Source organism: Ferdinandcohnia jepli, assembly GCF_047246645.1.
In the GTDB taxonomy this organism is placed as follows: Bacteria; Bacillota; Bacilli; order Bacillales; family Bacillaceae_L; genus Ferdinandcohnia.
Window position 1 is genome coordinate 21,933 of record NZ_JBFOKR010000011.1, and the last position, 16,766, is coordinate 38,698.

Genomic DNA, 16,766 nt, shown 5'->3' on the forward strand with positions numbered 1-16,766 from the left:
TTAGCCATGGGAAAAGACCAAGGCAAAGCCTTGGCCAATTAATCATCTTTTTTTAGGACATTCTGTTTTTCAGCTTTTACTTCTGTATATGAAGCAAACTCTACAAGCTCTTCACTAATTCTATTGCCTTTTTTTACATTGTTATTACGTTGAGCATTTGCATTTCCTCGTTTTGTTCTACCCACATCCTCATCTCCATTCTTAATAGTCATAATGGAAGTAGCTTAACATTTGGTAGTATGGGTAATTTAAGTTGAATTATGTACTAACATTGTGTATGGTCTGTGTCTAAGTAGCAATGCGTATATCAGTTTTTTTACAGCAAGCAGGAAATTCGTTGTTCCTTAGAGAAAGGTTTAAGGTAGTTTGATCAAGTAAGGGGTGTTTGCTATTTCAGATGCAAAATCATTAACGATTCTAACGATTTCTCGGGTTGGAATGTTTGTTTTTTTAAGTATTGTTTATTATTTAGATTCATCGTTAGTTTGGGAGAAGGTACTTACCGTTTTCTTATTAACTTTATTGGTTTCAAATCACTTCCTGATGCATACGGAGTTTGGTAAAAAACATGTTGCTGTTTTATTCTTGTTTGATATGTTGTTTTGTTCCATTTTTGGTTTTATATTTGGAGCGCAGGATTCTTTGTATTTAATATTTTTTGGAATTCTTGCTGTTACATTATTCATTATTATAGATAATAAATCGATTTTAAAAAGGTATATCTTCCTTTTTTTCGCTTTATGGATTGCTATCATGTTAGTCAGCTATCTCAGAACTGGTGTTGTACATTTTGGGAGTAATATTATTAGTTTTTCATTTGTTGTCTTCGGTGCAATAGTAGGACAACTCATACGTAAATTAATGGATACGAAAGAAATCGTTGAAAAGCAATATAGAGAATTAGAGGAATCTCATGTAGCCTTAAAAGAAGCAAATTTACAGCTAAAGACATATTCAAACCAGGTTGAGGAATTAACTACAATACGTGAAAGAAATAGAATTGCTCGGGAGATACATGATACTGTTGGGCATAAAATGACAGCCTTGCTTATACAAATTCAGCTTGCACAAGAAATTATGAAAGTGAATCAAGAAAAAAGTGTACAGACATTACAAAACTGTGATCAACTTGCAAGAGAAGCATTACAGGAAGTACGCTTATCCGTTCGTGCTATTCATGAAGATGAAGGAGAAAACAGGAATCTGGTCGAGGTTGTTAAGAAAATGCTGCATGACTTTTCAACTATGACAAGCCTTGAAACAGAACTTGAACTTCAAGGTGATTTATCACATATACCAACGTCCATTCAACCTGCCATTACAAGAATAATTCAAGAATCTCTTACCAATTCCAAAAAACACGGACAAGCAACAGATTGTAAGGTTAGGATACATAGTTCAATTGAATCGATTATCGTTGAAATTTCGGACAATGGAATGGGGTCCAAACAGATTTTACCGGGATTCGGTTTAGTCAATATGAGGGAAAGAGTTCAAGAACACGGAGGACAATTGAAATATTTTAGTGAAAAGGACAGTGGATTTACAATCAGAGTAGAGTTTCCACTTATTCAATTAAAATGGAGTTCAGGAGTGTAGAATGATGATAAAAGTAATGGTTGTGGATGACCAAGAGTTAATGAGGGACGGACTGGCAACAATTCTTAACCTGCGTCCCGAGATAGAAGTGGTTGAAACGGCCGGTAACGGTCAAGAGGCATTTGAAAAAGCACAACTTGTAAAACCAGATATCGTATTAATGGATATACGAATGCCAGTTGTAAATGGTGTGGAGGGAACAAAGCTCATAACAAAGGCACTGCCAGATATAAAAGTGTTAATGCTGACTACTTTTAAAGATAGTGATTTAATTTTTGAAGCACTAGATGAGGGAGCAAGTGGATATTTACTAAAGGATATGCATACCCAAACAATAGTACAAGCAATTATGACAGTGCATTCAGGCGGGATGGTTCTTCCAAAAGAACTCACTTCTCAGGTACTGAAGGAGATAAGACATACTAAGGTTCTTGAACAGGGGAAAGAAGAAGCACAGGTACCAGAAGATGTTGAAAAAATACTCAAGGAATTAACAGAACGTGAATACGAAGTCCTTACTCATCTTGGGTACGGCTATAATAATAAGGAAATCTCGGAAAAGCTTTTTATAACTGAAGGGACAGTGAAGAATCATGTCTCAAATATTATTAGTAAACTACAGCTAAGGGATCGAACACAGGCAGCAATTTTTTCGGTCCGCTATGGCATATCAACTTTCGATACATGACTTTTGGCATATAGAAATAAAAAGGCGACTGTAAAAGTCGTCTTTTTTCATGGCATAAATCTATCGCTAGAGAGATGGAGTTATTTTCCAGTCGTACTACAATGAAGCTAGATAAGAACAATAAGTGAAATGGAGTGAGCAGAATGTTAGCTGTTGAAAATATAAAAAAATCGTACGGAAAAAAAGAAGTGATTCATGGTATTACCTTTTCTGTGAAAAAAGGAGAGTCTTTCGGGTTACTTGGACCAAATGGTGCTGGGAAATCTACTACCATTTCAATGATTAGCGGCTTACAATCAATTGACTCAGGTGACATTACGATAAATGGTGTGTCCGTAAAAAAAGAACCGATGAAAAGCAAAAAATTAATTGGTGTAGTTCCACAAGACATAGCTTTGTATCCAACGATTTCTGCAATGGAGAACTTAGTGTTTTGGGGAAAGATGTACGGATTATCTGGAAAACACGCAAAACAAAAAGCGAAGGAAGTACTTGAGATAGTTGGCTTAACTGACCGTGCCAAAGATAAAGTAGGAACCTTTTCAGGGGGAATGAAAAGAAGAGTCAATATTGGCGCTGCACTCATGCATAATCCAGAGCTATTAATTATGGATGAACCTACGGTAGGTATTGACCCACAATCACGAAACCACATTTTAGAAACTGTTAAAATGCTTAACAAACAAGGAATGACCGTGATTTACACAAGTCACTATATGGAAGAGGTCGATTTTTTATGTGAACGAATAGGGATTGTGGATGGAGGGAATGTGATTGCAACAGGAACAAAAAAAGACCTCTGTGACCGATTAGCGGGAGGCTCTATTCAACGAATAAGGGTAGATCAAATAAAAGAGCAGTTTCTTAGAAAATTAAGGACTATAGAGGATATTGGCGAGGTAATAGTTAATGAAGATGTCATTGAAATAGTGGGAGCGGAACAATCATTGTCACACATCATTCAAGTAGCGGATAAAGAAAATACGAAGGTCCTCTCAATAGAGGTACAAGAACCAAACCTGGAGTCGTTATTCCTACAATTAACTGGTAGAAAATTAAGGGATTAGAGGTGTAGACTGTGAAAAGCTTTCAAATTGCATGGAAGGATTTTTTAATACAGATACGAGACAGAAAGACTTTTTTACTAATGATTTGTATGCCGCTCCTTTTGACTGCGATATTAGGTGCGGCATTACAGGACGTTTTTGGTTCAACTGAAAGTTTATCTATGAAAATAGGGGTACTTAAACCTGATAACGATTCGTTAGCAGATACATTAGTAAATGAAGTTTTAAATGGAGTAGAACTGAAAGATTCCATCGAGATTGTTGAGGTACAGTCAGAAGAGATACTTGAGCACATGATTGTAGAAGAAAAAGTGGATGTGGGAATGATTTTACCAGAAAAATGGAGCGATGGTATTGAAAAAGGGAACCTTGAAACGGTAGAAATACTTGCAGACCCCTCGAAAGAAATTCCAAGTTCAGTACTAAGTTCTATTGTTACTTCATTTACCGAACGTGTGAATGCCATATCAGTTTCAACTAAACTAGTTGTTTCAAATCTAGCGATGGCTCAACAAGTAAGTACTGTAAATCAGGATTTGGATGCAATTGGAACAAGTGTTGTAACTGAATTACAAGAAAAGGCAGATTTAAAATCGTCTATGTTTGTTGTCAAACAGCCTATTGGAGAAAAAATGGTTACGAGTATGCAGTATTATGCTGCTGCAATGGCTGCTATGTTTCTATTATTTAATATGACAGTTGGTGCAAAATCGATTATAAAAGAGCGCTCAACAGAAACACTCTCAAGACTGCTAAGTACGCCAACAAGCAAACAAAGTATACTCTTTGGTAAGTTTTTAGGAGTATTTTACTTCGCAACAATGCAGTTCTTTCTTTTTATAGTAGTTACGTATCTTGGCTTTAACGTTTATTGGGGAGACAATATTATACAACTCATTTTTGTCGGGGTATCTTATTCAATTGCAGTTTCTGGTTTATCAATGCTATTTGCTGCAATTTTAAAAGAAGAAAAAACAGCTGACACTGTGGGTGGAATGGTTGTTCAAGTTCTATCACTGCTTGGGGGATCTATGCTTCCACTTGCCATATTCCCTGATACATTAAAAATGATTGCGACTATTGCACCTAATAACTGGGCGTTAACAAGCTTATTAGAAATTATGGGCGGAACAACCTGGGAATCAATATATCCAGCAATAGGTGTTTTGTTAGGGATTGGTATAGTATCAGTTCTGATTGGTTCAGTTCGCTTACAGGTAAAATAGAAAGGAGGAGTAACGATGAAAAAAATACTTTCAATTTGTATGTTTGAAGTTGGAAAGGTGTTTAAACGACGCCAATCATATCTTGTCATGTTTGCTATGCCATTGGTATTTACATTATTATTTGGAAGCTTATTAGACTCTGAAGGTAGTACTGACAAAATTGAAATTTCAGTTGTTGATGAGGATCAAAGTACATTGTCAAAGAGATACCTTGAAATGCTAACTGACAACGAATCGTTTTCTTTTACTCCCTCTACCTTGGCAGAAGCAGAAGGAAGAGTACTAGATAAGAAACTCACAGGGTTCATTGTGATAGATAAGAATTTTGAAGAGTTGTTATTGAGCGATAAACAACCACAAATTATGTTTAAGCATGGACCAGAATTTACAAGCGGAATGATTGTCTCTGAGATTATCGGTAATAAACTGATAAACTTAGCGATAGAAGCTAAAGGTGCGGTAATTTGGTCAGAACACTTTGAAGAGGAATGGGAGCCGAAGTTCCAAGAAATTGCAATCGAGACATCTGCTAGTAAACCTTCAGTAGAATCTACAATTATTACTAAACAAGCAACAAATAAAGAAATGGATAATATGTCCGAACGGGCAGCCGGGTTCGCAATTATGTTTGTAATGATCGTGATGATGTCTTCGACAGGTACTATCTTAGAAGCGAAAAGCACAGGAGTATGGTCAAGATTACTTACAACCCCGACTGCTAAATCAGAAATAATGCTAGGCTATCTGGCAGCATTCTTTATTATTGGGTGGGTGCAGTTTGGAATATTAATGGTAACAAGCACCTTGTTATTTAATGTGAGTTGGGGGAATATGGTGGGCATTATCGCACTCGTTTCTGCAATTTTAGTGTGTGTGATCGGGCTTGGTCTAGTAATCTCTAGTTATGCAAAATCTGTGGAACAACAAGCAGCGCTTGGTAATCTCATTATCATTTCAACCTGCATGCTGGGAGGAGTTTTTTGGCCATTAGAAGTGGTGCCCGAGTTTATGCAAAAGATAGCTGAGTTTATACCACAAACATGGGCTATGAAAGGATTCACAGAGATCGTTGCAAGAGGGGGAACAATAGCAGACATAGTTCTCCCAGTCACAATATTAATGGGTTTTGCGATTGTTTTTCTATCACTTGGGATACGACGGGTACGATTTGAGTAGGGAAACAGTGTTATGTGAGCTAGTTTTTTAATGAGGGTTAGGATACAGAAAGGCTATTCTATATTGTAGGTTTAAGACAATCTTAAGAATCTCTTCAGTTTTATAACCGTTAGTTTTAAGAAATTCTGGATATAATTGGAATGGAGATAAAGCTAGGGGAGAGGTTACATAAATGAAAAAAATACTAATAACCGTATTAATTGCTATTGGAATTTTTATCTTTTTCAACAGTTTTAGTGAAAGTAGTCAGTTTACAAAAGGTACAGAACAGGATTTACTTATTGAAGGTAAGGCCGCGGTTTTACTTGATAATGAGAGCGGTGCTGTACTGTATCAAAAGAATGGAGAAGAAAGAATTTATCCAGCAAGCACGACTAAGATTATGACTGCACTTTTAGCGGTTGAAATGGGAAATATGGATGAAATAGTACGTGTAGGTAATGAAACGAAAATGAAGGTGGATAATGAAAGCACTGCATGGCTTGTTGAAGGGTCACAAATGAATCTTAAGACACTAATAGCCGGGATGATGCTTCCTTCAGGAAATGATGCTGCACGAACAGTTGCGATTCATATTGCAAAAAAGGATAGTAATAATTCACGTCTTACTAATGAACAGGCATTAGCTTATTTTGCTAAATTAATGAATCGCAGAGCTAAGGAGATAGGAGCTACTCATTCGCACTTTGTTAACCCACATGGGTTACATGATGATAACCATTATACAACGGCTAAGGATTTAGGGATTATTGCTAGGGAAGCAATGAAGAATGCAACATTTCGCGAAATCGTAAGTGAACAAAAATATGTCGACCCGGCGGTCACGTATGTGAATCGCAATAAGCTATTAGATCCAACAAGTGGTTTCTATTTTGAGGGTGCAAATGGCATAAAAACTGGTTTTACAGATGAAGCAGGTTATTGCCTAATCTCTTCCGCAACCCGTAATGGCAAAGAGGTAGTCGCTATTGTTCTACAGTCAACTGATGCTTCTGTTTGGACTGATTCAATCACCTTATTAGAGCATGGTTTCACAAAGTTGGTTGCAACAGCAAACTAAGAAATACCCTCACAATACGTGAGGGTATATGAGGGTAGATGTGGAACTAGCGATTTTTATTTTGTTGAGATTGTTGGTTTTGTCTTCTAACTTCTTCAACATTTGTTTCGCTAGCAAATTCTGTACTGAATGAGGATCCTGTTGATGATGTGAATTGTTGTTGCCCAACATAAGATTGTATCTGTTGTGCTGCCTGCCCAATTTGGTCTAACTGCTGAGCAGCATTCAATTCACGTCCTGCAAATCCAGGAGCTGCTTGCTGCACTTGAGGTGAGCTTTGTTGGAACTGCTGTGCATTTTGCTGCTCGGCTTGGCTCAATTGTTGTGCAGTTTGTTTAATTTGATTTAATACTTGCTGAGCTTGAGCTGGAATTTGCTGATTATTGTTTTGCATTCGGAACCCTCCCAGTACGAATTTTTGGATTGAGAAGCATAAATGGCTCCTTACAATCCTTTTTTAATTTGTGATATTTCGTTAGTTCGCATGTATTGAAAATTCTCTCAGGTTAGGTAAATTTATATTTGATTTTTATGGTATAATTAATTAATCAAAAAAAGTAGATGTAATGGAGGGCTGAAAAATGGAGCAAATTCCTTTACTAGATATATCTCTTGATGAATCCTTCGAAAAGTATGAATCAAAGTTTAAGGCACTAGCTGACAAAAAGAGACTAAAGATTATGAACGAAATCGTTAAAAGAGGCAATTCCTGTGTATGTGATCTTTCCGAAATCATTGATATGCCTCAGTCAAAGCTTTCGTATCATTTGAAGATTTTACTGGATGCTGAACTATTAATAAAAACAACAAAAGGGACTTGGAGTTACTACGAACTAAACACGAAGGAATTAAATCACTTATTATCTGAAGAACTGTGTTGTTTATTTAGAGGAGACAATACACCGAATGATACTTGCTGTTAACAAGCCGGACTATCCGGCTTTTTTAATGTTCGTTTTTGTCGAACGATAAATCAAAAAAAATTGTTATTAGGTATTGAAATTATAATTGGAATGTTTTACTATTAATTCATCAAGAAAAATTGATTTAATGGAGGAGATAGTGGTGAACAATAATCATATGTTTTTCAAGTATGAAGCAGCTTATAGACAAAGTAATCTTTTAACAAGAACACCTACTAAGATGTTTGAAGATAGCATTATCATCAAAACATCTGTGAAGCCAAAAGAGGTCAAACCTGTAGTAGATATAACTACTTGCTGTGCTCCAGTTTGTTAATTATGAATAATTAATCAAAAAAAATTGATGTAGATAAAGGAGGAATTTCTATGCTATTAAGTAAAAAGAACAAGGACTGTTGTAGTGTTGACTTTAAAGAGGTAGTGGAAAACAACTGTGAAAGTAAGGGCCAATCTTGCTGCTAAAGGTTTATGTAATTAATCAAAAAAAATTGATGGAAAGGAGTGATAATAATGCTGTTTTTTAAAAAGAAGAAGGATAATTGCTGTGATATCGAAATTAAGGAAGTAGAAGAAAATAAAGAATGTTGTGATGGAAAAACAGAGTGTTGCTAATACCGAAGATAACCCATGAAGAGTGGCTTCTTCATGGGTTTTGGATACTATCGGTATGCGGCACAGATTAATCCAAAATAGGTGGGTGCTTCATATGATAAAAATTCAGAATTTCTTTCATCAGAGTTTATAGCTCCAGCGAGTATTAGCGCCTGCCAAATACCATCAGGTTTAGCGTTATCTATGAATTCAGATTCAAATCTCATCATATCTTCTATTTGATTTTGTTTTAAAAGTGTAACAACTTGATTATCCAATTCTTTTGCTGCAGGATGGTATCCATATGGACCAGATGGGTCATGTGCATGAGCCCAATCGCAACTGGCGATTAGAGCAACACGTTTATTTGATTGGTTAACTGCATTTCGCAATGCCTTTCCAAATTGAAGATGCTCTTCAAAGCCTATGTCACGAGAAGGTGTGATAACCACAACCGGGACATTAGGCATAAAGCGTAGGGGTACAATGACTCCCCAATCTAACGGTAATGATGAAATTGGGCCAGCGCTTGTACCGTAATTGATCGAACCGACAGGCAAGTCGAGGTCTTTTGCTTGTTTCTCAATTTCATTTGCAAGTGTACGATCAACTACACGACTTAGTGAAAAGGAGGCATTATTTTCTTCCACCGTACCAATCATATTTTCGGAATTACTTATCGAAAACTGTCCATTAATTCGTGTACCATGTGGTGTTAGGACAATAATTGTATCAGGGCTTGCCTGTTCCATATACTCCCCTAGCCTATACATGCTATTTCTAGTAACACCCATACGATCGGGGTTTGCACCAGTTAATTCTGGAATAATCTCACCTCCATGGGGCGTTATACAAGCAAATACAAATGGATTCATTTGTGGCATCTCCTTTAGTTGAAAGTTTATTTATCCCGGTGTAAACGTCCGTAAGACTCACACTTCAAAACCTGAAGTGACAAGGTGGAAGATAACGGAAGCTATCGACCGAGTGGTTTAACTAACAATCAGTGGGGATGAACAAATTCCCACTAATAAAGTTTCACTTTATAAATAAAATTCTATAAAGGATGTAAAATACCTACCTGGAGTGTGAGTTTTTTCACTGATAAATATAGGGTGATGGGGTATAATGTGTTATATGGTGTTAAAAAGCTTTATTTTAAAATTTTTTATAAAAAGCACTTTACATACTATAGGGGGGTATGGTAAATTAATGTCAAGGAGGGGAGATAATGGAAATTACTGATCAAAATCAAAAAGAATTGGTTTTAGATGAAGGGTCTGATAGCTGTTGTTCTCTCCACAGTGAACGCAAAAGCCATCACTCCGACGAGGTTAAAAAGAACCTTGTTACTCGCTTAAACCGAATTGAAGGGCAAATCCGTGGAGTAAAAGGGTTAATTGAGAAGGATACGTACTGTGATGATGTAATAACTCAAATTGCAGCTGTTCAATCTGCTTTAAACAGTGTTAGTAAGATTTTATTAGAAGGACACTTGAAAAGCTGTGTGATTGAGCGTATCCAAGAAGGAGATCTAGAAGTATTGGATGAAGTGCTTGTAACTGTTCACAAATTAATGAAAAAATAAAAGGAGTGTTTATAGATGGAAAATGTAACGTTAAATGTACAAGGAATGTCATGTGGTCATTGTGTGAAAGCAGTTGAAGGTAGTGTTGGAGAATTAGCTGGTGTAAAGAAAGTAGAAGTTAACCTTGGAGAAGGTAAAGTTAACGTAGAATTCGATTCAGCTGTTGTAACTTTGGATAAAATTAAGGAAACAATTGATGAAGAAGGTTATGAAGTAGTAGCGTAAAGGGATGTAAGAGTGAATGTGCTATTTGAAATAGCACTTCTCTTTTACATAAAAATATACCCCTATACAGTATATTGGAGGGTTCAATATGAGTAATGTAAAAGAAACTAATCTACAAATTACAGGGATGACATGTGCGGCTTGTGCGAACCGTATTGAAAAAGGCCTTAACAAACTAGAAGGTGTAGAGGCTGCAAATGTGAACTATGCATTAGAGAGATCTACAATTACGTTTAATCCAGAAGTAGTAACTATTGAAGACTTTGAAAAGAAAATAGAGGCACTAGGTTATGGTGTTGTTTCTGAAAAAGCAGAGTTTAGCATCACTGGAATGACATGTGCAGCATGTTCTTCAAGAATTGAAAGAGGACTTAATAAAATGGAGGGCATCACAAAGGCAAATGTAAACCTAGCATTGGAAACAGCAACGGTTGAATTCAATCCATCTACAGTAGCTGTTAATGACATTATTAAAAAAGTTGAGAAATTGGGATATGGAGCAAGTGCAAAAGCAGATAAACAAGAAGAAATAGAAGATTATCGTGAGAGAGAAATTGAAAAACAAAAAGGTAAATTTATCTTTTCTGTGATTTTATCTCTGCCACTTTTATGGGCGATGGTCGGTCACTTTAGTTTTACTCAGTGGATGTATGTACCTGATATGTTTTTGAATCCTTGGGTACAATTGGCACTGGCAACACCTGTTCAATTTGTCATTGGTAAACAGTTTTACGTTGGTGCTTATAAGGCGCTTCGAAATGGTAGTGCAAATATGGATGTGCTTGTGGCATTAGGTACTTCAGCAGCATATTTTTATAGTTTGTATCTGTCTATTGCTTCTATAGGTACTAATGCACATATGGTTGAACTTTATTATGAAACAAGTGCTATTTTAATCACGCTTATTATTTTAGGTAAGCTTTTTGAAGCAAGAGCGAAAGGTAGGTCTTCTGAAGCGATTAAAAAGCTAATGGGTCTACAGGCTAAAACAGCAACGGTGGTTAGAGATGGAGCTGAGCTTGAGATTCCTTTAGAAGATGTTCTAGTCGGTGATGTTATCTATGTAAAGCCTGGTGAAAAGGTGCCGGTTGATGGAGAAATCATTGAAGGGCGTTCAGCACTTGATGAATCAATGCTAACAGGTGAGAGTGTACCTGTAGATAAAACAGTTGGAGATACCGTAATTGGTGCAACAATTAATAAAAATGGATTCTTAAAAATAATAGCAACCAAGGTTGGAAGAGATACTGCACTTTCACAAATCATTAAAATTGTCGAAGAAGCACAAGGATCTAAAGCTCCTATTCAACGATTGGCAGATAGAATTTCTGGAATTTTTGTCCCAATTGTTGTTGGAATTGCGATTGTTACTTTTCTTATTTGGTATTTTGTTGTAAGTCCTGGTGAGTTCGCTGTAGCTCTTGAAAAGTTAATCGCGGTACTCGTTATCGCATGTCCGTGTGCGTTAGGATTGGCAACACCAACTTCTATCATGGCTGGCTCTGGTCGTTCTGCTGAGTTTGGAATTTTATTTAAAGGTGGAGAACACTTAGAGTTAACACATCGTGTAACAACAGTTGTACTTGATAAAACAGGAACAGTAACAAATGGTGCACCAACATTAACAGATGTAATTCCTGTTGGAATAGAAGAAAATGAACTACTTCATATTGTAGGAGCAGCGGAGAAATTATCAGAACATCCGCTTGCTGAAGCAATCGTAGAAGGCATTCGTGATAAGGGTATGGAAGTAGCAAACCCTGATGAATTCGAAGCAATCCCTGGCTATGGTGTTAAAGCAGTTGTAGGCGGGAAGGTAGTGTTTGTTGGAACTCGTAAATTGATGGCACAGGAAAATATTGATGTAGCTTCTGCTATTAGTACTATGGAAGAAATGGAGCGCAATGGGAAGACTGCAATGCTTGTAGCGATTGATGGATCATACGCAGGGTTAGTTGCAGTTGCTGACACAATTAAACCAACTTCCAAGGAAGCAGTCAAACGACTACAAGATATGGGTCTAGAAGTAATCATGATGACTGGCGATAACCAACGTACAGCTGAAGCAATTGCAAAACAAGCTGGAATTACTCAAGTGATTGCAGAGGTGTTACCAGAAGGAAAAGCGGATGAAGTGAAACAGCTTCAGTTACAAGGTAAAAAAGTTGCCATGGTTGGTGACGGAATTAACGATGCACCAGCACTTGCTATCGCTGATATCGGGATGGCGATTGGAACAGGAACAGACGTAGCGATGGAGGCTGCAGACATTACCCTTATCCGTGGTGACCTTAATAGCATTGCAGATGCAATCTTTATGAGTAAGAAAACCATACGTAACATCAAACAAAACCTATTTTGGGCATTTGGGTATAACACAATAGGCATTCCAATCGCGGCACTTGGCTTCCTGGCCCCATGGCTAGCAGGTGCGGCAATGGCCTTCAGTTCAGTCTCAGTCGTCCTAAACGCCCTCCGCCTCCAAAAAATCAAAATCTAAAGGCAGATGTGGTGCCAGATGTGGTGCCAGGCACCACAAAAAGACAAATGTATTTCTTGGGTGTCAGGCACCGTAGAAATACATTTGTCCATCTGGGGCGTACACTTTTGTTTAGATATGTATTTTGGGGTTTATGCTTCGGTTAGTTATGGAAAGGCTAAGATTTGATATTGATTGAAGGAGAGTTTGCTATGAAGAAATGGGCAATCGCAGCAGTTGTTTATTTGTTGGTTGTGATGGGTGGATATACTATTTATGCTTTTGTTGCGGAGGATGAAACTGGAAATAAGTCTGAACATGGAGCATCAGATCCACATGCAAGCGAAGAAACTGAAACTACACAAGATGAATCAGCTACTCATGGACATAGTGAAGATGGACATGGTAGTGAACAAGCACCTGGAAATACTGATGTAACAAGTGATATTGCGGAAAAAGACGGAGAACTCACCATTACTATTAAAGACAAAGCTGGTAACATGGTAGAGGAGCTGGAAGTTAATCATGAGAAACTTTTACATTTGATCGTCGTTGATGATCATCTAGAGAAGTACTATCATCTACATCCTGAGCAGGTCGGACCAGGAACTTTTACCATTCAAGTTGATTTAGAAGAAGGTGCCTACAAAGCATTTGTTGATATTAAGCCGAAGAATGGAACTTATCATGTGTCACCTTTAGAATTTACAGTTGGAAATGTAGAAGATCACGACCATGCTTCATTGCAAGCAGATGCGGATTTTATCAAAACAATTAATGAGATCAAAACTACATTATATCCAAGTTCATTAAAAGTAGGGGAACCTGTTACGCTTAAATTCGATGTAGAAGCAGAGCAACTTGAACACTACCTTGGCGCAATGGGGCATGTAGTCATTTTAGATGAACAAGCAAATGAATTTATACATGTTCATCCGGCTAGTGAGACTGGAACGATCTTCGAGACTGAATTCCAAGATCCAGGACTTTACAAGATTTGGGCGGAATTCAAAGTGGACGGTACTGTTATTACTTACCCGTTTGTAATTGAGATAATTGAATAAAATGGAAAAGAGATTTTGGAACTCGGCATTTGCCGGGTTTCTTTTTTTACTGTTCGTTTTCTCCGGTTAGGTATATAATTTTAGTAGTGAGAGAGGTGAGCGTAATGAAGCGTATTGATTTTTGGGGACGCGATGAACATGATGAAAGACTTCTTGAAGAGGTACTAATTGGAATTAAGACTGTAACCTGTACACCAAAGGTTTGGTACGACCAACTCCCAGAGGAAGAAAAAAGTGAGGTTGGAGCTATTGTTCAGGTATATACTAAACAGAACATTCATAAAGCAAACCTTCAAATTACGGACTTATATGAAATCCCTTTTGGCGACATTAAAGGGGAAATTGGAGAGAAAATTGCTAAAGGCGAAAATTCAACTTTAGAAGAATATATAAAAGACCATATTTTCAGTTGGGAAAAACCATTACAAAATGACGGATATGAATTAAACGAAGATACGATTATTGTTGTAGAACATTTTAAAATCGTTGATATATTTGAAGAAGTTGAAATTGATTTGCATATCGTACCAATGTCCGAAAGCGAAGAAAAAGAGATTGCAGGTTGGACAGATTTTGCATTATTGGACGGCAGTGGCTATGAAAATCACCTGTTTTTCTCAGTTTATAAAGGGAAAGAATTTGTTGCTTTTATAAGATATAGGCATAGCGAGTTAAATACGTATTTATTTTACAATGTTAATCCTTCTTATGAAGGTGAATGTAATGAAAAAGATTTAATTATTAAGGCGGAAAAGTACGCAAATGACATCTTATTAGCAAATAATCTAATACACGAATGGAGTGCTACGTATAGCTATCAAAAGTAGTTATATATATCACTTATAACCAACAAAGCTCACTATGGGCTTTGTTTTTTTGTTGAATAAAACCATGGAGTGGACAATGTACATAAAAAAATTTTAAAGAATTAGGAAATAGCTATTGTAAATAGACAATAGTGTCGGTTATAATAACGACAAGGATGTCGGTTAAATTGATTGAAATAGGAGATGGTAGAAATGGAGATGGAACGAAAAAGTGGATTATCGAAGAACAAACCTTATTTATTCTTAATTAGTTCGCAGATAGTTTCGAGTCTTGGAGATTGGTTAGACATGTTGGCTCTAATGGCATTAGTGGCATTAAAATGGGATGCAACGCCACTTGAAATGACCGGTGTAGGTATATGTATGGTTGCACCTATGGTTTTAATTGGTCCAATTTCAGGTATACTTGCAGATAAATTTGAGAGAAAAACGTTAATGATTATCTCGGATGTACTAAGGTGCATCATTGTACTATCATTTGTTTTTACAACAGCCATTTGGCAGCTTTACTTACTGTTGATTCTAAAAAGTATCTTCGGATCTCTTTTTGTACCTTCTAAAAATGGGAAACTGAAGGAAATTGTACCTGAAGAAAATATGCAGGCGGCGATGGCAATCAGTGGAATGATTGATAGCGGGAGCAAAATTATTGGTCCAATGATAAGTGGATTACTAGTGTCACTAATCGGGATTCAGTGGGCATTTTATCTAGATGCCGGTACTTTTATATTGTCAGCCCTACTACTTATCGGAGTACCACGGAGAGTAAGAAATGAAAACTCAGTAGAGACTGACTCTAAGCAAATATCTTTCGTAAAAGAGCTCAAAGAAGGATTCGACTTTTTTAAAAAGCTTCCAGTTTTATTATTTGGATTAATAGTGCTGAGCGTTTCTATTTTAGTTCTTCAACTTGCAGACACGCAACTTATGATTCTGTTGCGGGAGGTTGAGGGAATTGATCCTGTAGATATTGCAGGGTATGCAATTGCCGCAAATGGCCTAGGGATGTTTGTCATGTCACTCATTTTAAGTAAGAAGAAAATTAATTCAACGTTTATATATATGGCAATCGGATCAGCAGGGTTGGGTTTTACCTTTATCGCTGGGGCACTCTCGATTCAGTTACCCGTCTTGCTTTTGACTATTTTGTTCCCACTTATTTTCTTGATTTCAGGGTTCGCAGTAGACGCAATTATGATACCATTCCAAGTAGATGTTCAAAAAAACACGCCTGTTGAATATACAGGTCGAGTGTTCGGTACTATTAATTCGTTGACAACGCTAGCTTCTTTGCTAGGTATGGTGATAGGTGGAATACTAGCTGAAGCTTTAGGTGTAGTGTCTGCATATATTGTGTCTGGAAGCTTGCTGGTTGTTGTAGGAATTGTAGTATATATAATGAGATTTAGACTAGAAGGTAGGGATTTTAATGCCGAAAGTAAGCGACGATTACAAGGAGAAACGCCGTTATGAGATTTTAATGGCGGCAGAAAAAGTATTTATCGAAAAAGGGTTTAGTGGAACTACGATGACTGATATCGTTACTGCATCCGGGTTAAGCCGTGGTGGTTTATATCATTATTTTTCAAATACAGATGAAGTCTACCAAGCGCTTTTAAAAGAAAGAGATAGTGAAGCGAACGAATACTTTGAAAATCTTCTAAAAGATAATCAAACTGCTTGGGGTGCAATGGAAAGCTTTCTATCCATGGTTGAGCAGTCACTGACTCATTCTAAGGATAGTCTAGCACCTGTTAATCTTGAATATTTCATTATAGGTAGACATGTAAAAGGACGCTTGGAATTTATTAATGCAAGATTTGATGCTGCTCTTGGGTCTTTATTAAACCTGTTAGGAACTGGGGTTGAGCGAGGAGAATTAGCCCCGATTCAACCACTTCATACAATTGTAAACTTTTTGCTTAATACAATCGATGCCATGCACATCCAAACAATTATCATGAGTAGCGAAAAAGCTGATATCAAAGGCCAAGTTGAAGCCATTCGAATTTACCTCAAACAAGCACTCGGCGCCAAATGAAGAGGAATGTTGGTGTCAATTGGTGGTGAATTGGTGGTGCCAGGCACCACAGAAATACAACTGTCCATCTGGAGAGGACACGTACAAAAAACCTGAATCGATTTTTACGATTCAGGTTTTTTGGTTTGGTTTATAGACTTCTGTCCCATTCAGATGTTTCATGTACCTGTTATCCAATTTCCCTATTTCCCAATTTCCCTTGGTTCTGCTTA

The 16,766-nt window shown here is 37.1% G+C and carries 18 protein-coding genes; 15 read left to right on the forward strand and 3 right to left on the reverse strand.

The features are described 5' to 3' along the window. Window positions 1-38: 38 nt before the first annotated feature. Complete coding sequence (locus AB3M96_RS12875) at window positions 39-185, reverse strand: hypothetical protein (protein WP_412968026.1); 147 nt, start codon at window positions 183-185, stop codon at window positions 39-41. 196 nt (window positions 186-381) lie between these two features. Between AB3M96_RS12875 and AB3M96_RS12880 the strand changes: the two genes are divergently transcribed. From AB3M96_RS12880 to AB3M96_RS12905, 6 genes are all read left to right on the forward strand, one after another. After that, on the forward strand, window positions 382-1,599 hold the full coding sequence (locus AB3M96_RS12880; RefSeq protein ID WP_412968027.1) for a sensor histidine kinase: 1,218 nt from the start codon (window positions 382-384) through the stop codon (window positions 1,597-1,599). A gap of 4 nt (window positions 1,600-1,603) precedes the next feature. Continuing rightward, the gene (locus AB3M96_RS12885) at window positions 1,604-2,287 is read left to right on the forward strand and encodes a response regulator transcription factor (RefSeq protein WP_412968028.1); all 684 of its coding nucleotides are present in this window, start codon (window positions 1,604-1,606) and stop codon (window positions 2,285-2,287) included. A gap of 143 nt (window positions 2,288-2,430) precedes the next feature. Continuing rightward, window positions 2,431-3,354 carry an ABC transporter ATP-binding protein gene (locus tag AB3M96_RS12890; RefSeq protein WP_412968029.1) on the forward strand — a complete coding sequence of 308 codons (924 nt, stop codon included), beginning with the start codon at window positions 2,431-2,433 and terminating at the stop codon, window positions 3,352-3,354. A gap of 11 nt (window positions 3,355-3,365) precedes the next feature. Continuing rightward, the gene (locus AB3M96_RS12895; RefSeq protein WP_412968030.1) at window positions 3,366-4,580 is read left to right on the forward strand and encodes an ABC transporter permease; all 1,215 of its coding nucleotides are present in this window, start codon (window positions 3,366-3,368) and stop codon (window positions 4,578-4,580) included. Window positions 4,581-4,595: 15 nt separating this feature from the next. Next, the gene (locus AB3M96_RS12900; RefSeq protein WP_412968031.1) at window positions 4,596-5,756 is read left to right on the forward strand and encodes an ABC transporter permease; all 1,161 of its coding nucleotides are present in this window, start codon (window positions 4,596-4,598) and stop codon (window positions 5,754-5,756) included. Between the two features lie 172 nt (window positions 5,757-5,928). Next, entirely contained in the window at window positions 5,929-6,816 is an 888-nt protein-coding gene (locus tag AB3M96_RS12905; protein WP_412968032.1) for a D-alanyl-D-alanine carboxypeptidase family protein, read from the forward strand. A 46-nt stretch (window positions 6,817-6,862) separates the two neighbouring features. On the opposite strand, the gene AB3M96_RS12910 is transcribed toward AB3M96_RS12905, so the two are convergent. Further along, a complete protein-coding gene (locus AB3M96_RS12910; RefSeq protein WP_412968033.1) occupies window positions 6,863-7,210 on the reverse strand; it encodes a gamma-type small acid-soluble spore protein in 348 nt (115 codons plus the stop codon). A 187-nt stretch (window positions 7,211-7,397) separates the two neighbouring features. On the opposite strand from AB3M96_RS12910, the gene AB3M96_RS12915 reads away from it, so the two are divergent. Together AB3M96_RS12915 and AB3M96_RS12920 are read left to right on the forward strand one after the other, a co-directional pair. Continuing rightward, window positions 7,398-7,739, forward strand: a complete 342-nt coding sequence (locus tag AB3M96_RS12915; protein WP_412968034.1) for an ArsR/SmtB family transcription factor — start codon at window positions 7,398-7,400, stop codon at window positions 7,737-7,739. Window positions 7,740-7,881: 142 nt separating this feature from the next. Then, complete coding sequence (locus AB3M96_RS12920) at window positions 7,882-8,055, forward strand: hypothetical protein (RefSeq protein ID WP_412968035.1); 174 nt, start codon at window positions 7,882-7,884, stop codon at window positions 8,053-8,055. A 343-nt stretch (window positions 8,056-8,398) separates the two neighbouring features. Here AB3M96_RS12920 and AB3M96_RS12925 read toward each other — a convergent pair whose 3' ends face one another. Further along, on the reverse strand, window positions 8,399-9,205 hold the full coding sequence (locus AB3M96_RS12925) for a DODA-type extradiol aromatic ring-opening family dioxygenase (protein ID WP_412968036.1): 807 nt from the start codon (window positions 9,203-9,205) through the stop codon (window positions 8,399-8,401). A gap of 356 nt (window positions 9,206-9,561) precedes the next feature. Here AB3M96_RS12925 and AB3M96_RS12930 point away from each other — a divergent pair, with 356 nt between their 5' ends. The 7 genes from AB3M96_RS12930 to AB3M96_RS12960 all read left to right on the forward strand — a co-directional run bounded on the left by AB3M96_RS12930 (window position 9,562) and on the right by AB3M96_RS12960 (window position 16,554). After that, on the forward strand, window positions 9,562-9,918 hold the full coding sequence (locus AB3M96_RS12930; protein WP_412968037.1) for a metal-sensitive transcriptional regulator: 357 nt from the start codon (window positions 9,562-9,564) through the stop codon (window positions 9,916-9,918). 15 nt (window positions 9,919-9,933) lie between these two features. Continuing rightward, window positions 9,934-10,143: a copper chaperone CopZ gene (copZ, locus tag AB3M96_RS12935; RefSeq protein WP_412968038.1), complete on the forward strand. Its 210-nt coding sequence runs from the start codon at window positions 9,934-9,936 to the stop codon at window positions 10,141-10,143. 88 nt (window positions 10,144-10,231) lie between these two features. Next, window positions 10,232-12,643: a heavy metal translocating P-type ATPase gene (locus AB3M96_RS12940; RefSeq protein WP_412968039.1), complete on the forward strand. Its 2,412-nt coding sequence runs from the start codon at window positions 10,232-10,234 to the stop codon at window positions 12,641-12,643. A 191-nt stretch (window positions 12,644-12,834) separates the two neighbouring features. Further along, on the forward strand, window positions 12,835-13,686 hold the full coding sequence (locus tag AB3M96_RS12945) for a DUF8832 domain-containing protein (RefSeq protein WP_412968040.1): 852 nt from the start codon (window positions 12,835-12,837) through the stop codon (window positions 13,684-13,686). A 104-nt stretch (window positions 13,687-13,790) separates the two neighbouring features. Then, the gene (locus tag AB3M96_RS12950; protein ID WP_412968041.1) at window positions 13,791-14,513 is read left to right on the forward strand and encodes an ASCH domain-containing protein; all 723 of its coding nucleotides are present in this window, start codon (window positions 13,791-13,793) and stop codon (window positions 14,511-14,513) included. A gap of 192 nt (window positions 14,514-14,705) precedes the next feature. Continuing rightward, window positions 14,706-15,986 (forward strand): MFS transporter, encoded by a 1,281-nt coding sequence (locus tag AB3M96_RS12955; protein WP_412968042.1) that lies wholly within the window; start codon window positions 14,706-14,708, stop codon window positions 15,984-15,986. Next, window positions 15,943-16,554: a TetR/AcrR family transcriptional regulator gene (locus tag AB3M96_RS12960; protein ID WP_412968043.1), complete on the forward strand. Its 612-nt coding sequence runs from the start codon at window positions 15,943-15,945 to the stop codon at window positions 16,552-16,554. Before AB3M96_RS12955 ends, AB3M96_RS12960 begins: the two co-directional genes overlap by 44 nt. The last annotated feature ends 212 nt before the right edge of the window (window positions 16,555-16,766 follow it).

Bases quoted from the DNA above. Each gene is read 5' to 3' on its own strand.
- AB3M96_RS12905 (WP_412968032.1), top strand. From the start codon at position 5,929: ATGAAAAAAATACTAATAACCGTATTAATTGCTATTGGAATTTTTATC.
- AB3M96_RS12945 (WP_412968040.1), top strand. From the start codon at position 12,835: ATGAAGAAATGGGCAATCGCAGCAGTTGTTTATTTGTTGGTTGTGATG.
- AB3M96_RS12915 (WP_412968034.1), top strand. From the start codon at position 7,398: ATGGAGCAAATTCCTTTACTAGATATATCTCTTGATGAATCCTTCGAA.
- AB3M96_RS12950 (WP_412968041.1), top strand. From the start codon at position 13,791: ATGAAGCGTATTGATTTTTGGGGACGCGATGAACATGATGAAAGACTT.
- AB3M96_RS12885 (WP_412968028.1), top strand. From the start codon at position 1,604: ATGATAAAAGTAATGGTTGTGGATGACCAAGAGTTAATGAGGGACGGA.
- AB3M96_RS12940 (WP_412968039.1), top strand. From the start codon at position 10,232: ATGAGTAATGTAAAAGAAACTAATCTACAAATTACAGGGATGACATGT.
- AB3M96_RS12930 (WP_412968037.1), top strand. From the start codon at position 9,562: ATGGAAATTACTGATCAAAATCAAAAAGAATTGGTTTTAGATGAAGGG.
- AB3M96_RS12925 (WP_412968036.1), bottom strand. From the start codon at position 9,205: ATGAATCCATTTGTATTTGCTTGTATAACGCCCCATGGAGGTGAGATT.
- copZ (WP_412968038.1), top strand. From the start codon at position 9,934: ATGGAAAATGTAACGTTAAATGTACAAGGAATGTCATGTGGTCATTGT.
- AB3M96_RS12960 (WP_412968043.1), top strand. From the start codon at position 15,943: ATGCCGAAAGTAAGCGACGATTACAAGGAGAAACGCCGTTATGAGATT.
- AB3M96_RS12900 (WP_412968031.1), top strand. From the start codon at position 4,596: ATGAAAAAAATACTTTCAATTTGTATGTTTGAAGTTGGAAAGGTGTTT.
- AB3M96_RS12890 (WP_412968029.1), top strand. From the start codon at position 2,431: ATGTTAGCTGTTGAAAATATAAAAAAATCGTACGGAAAAAAAGAAGTG.
- AB3M96_RS12910 (WP_412968033.1), bottom strand. From the start codon at position 7,210: ATGCAAAACAATAATCAGCAAATTCCAGCTCAAGCTCAGCAAGTATTA.
- AB3M96_RS12955 (WP_412968042.1), top strand. From the start codon at position 14,706: ATGGAGATGGAACGAAAAAGTGGATTATCGAAGAACAAACCTTATTTA.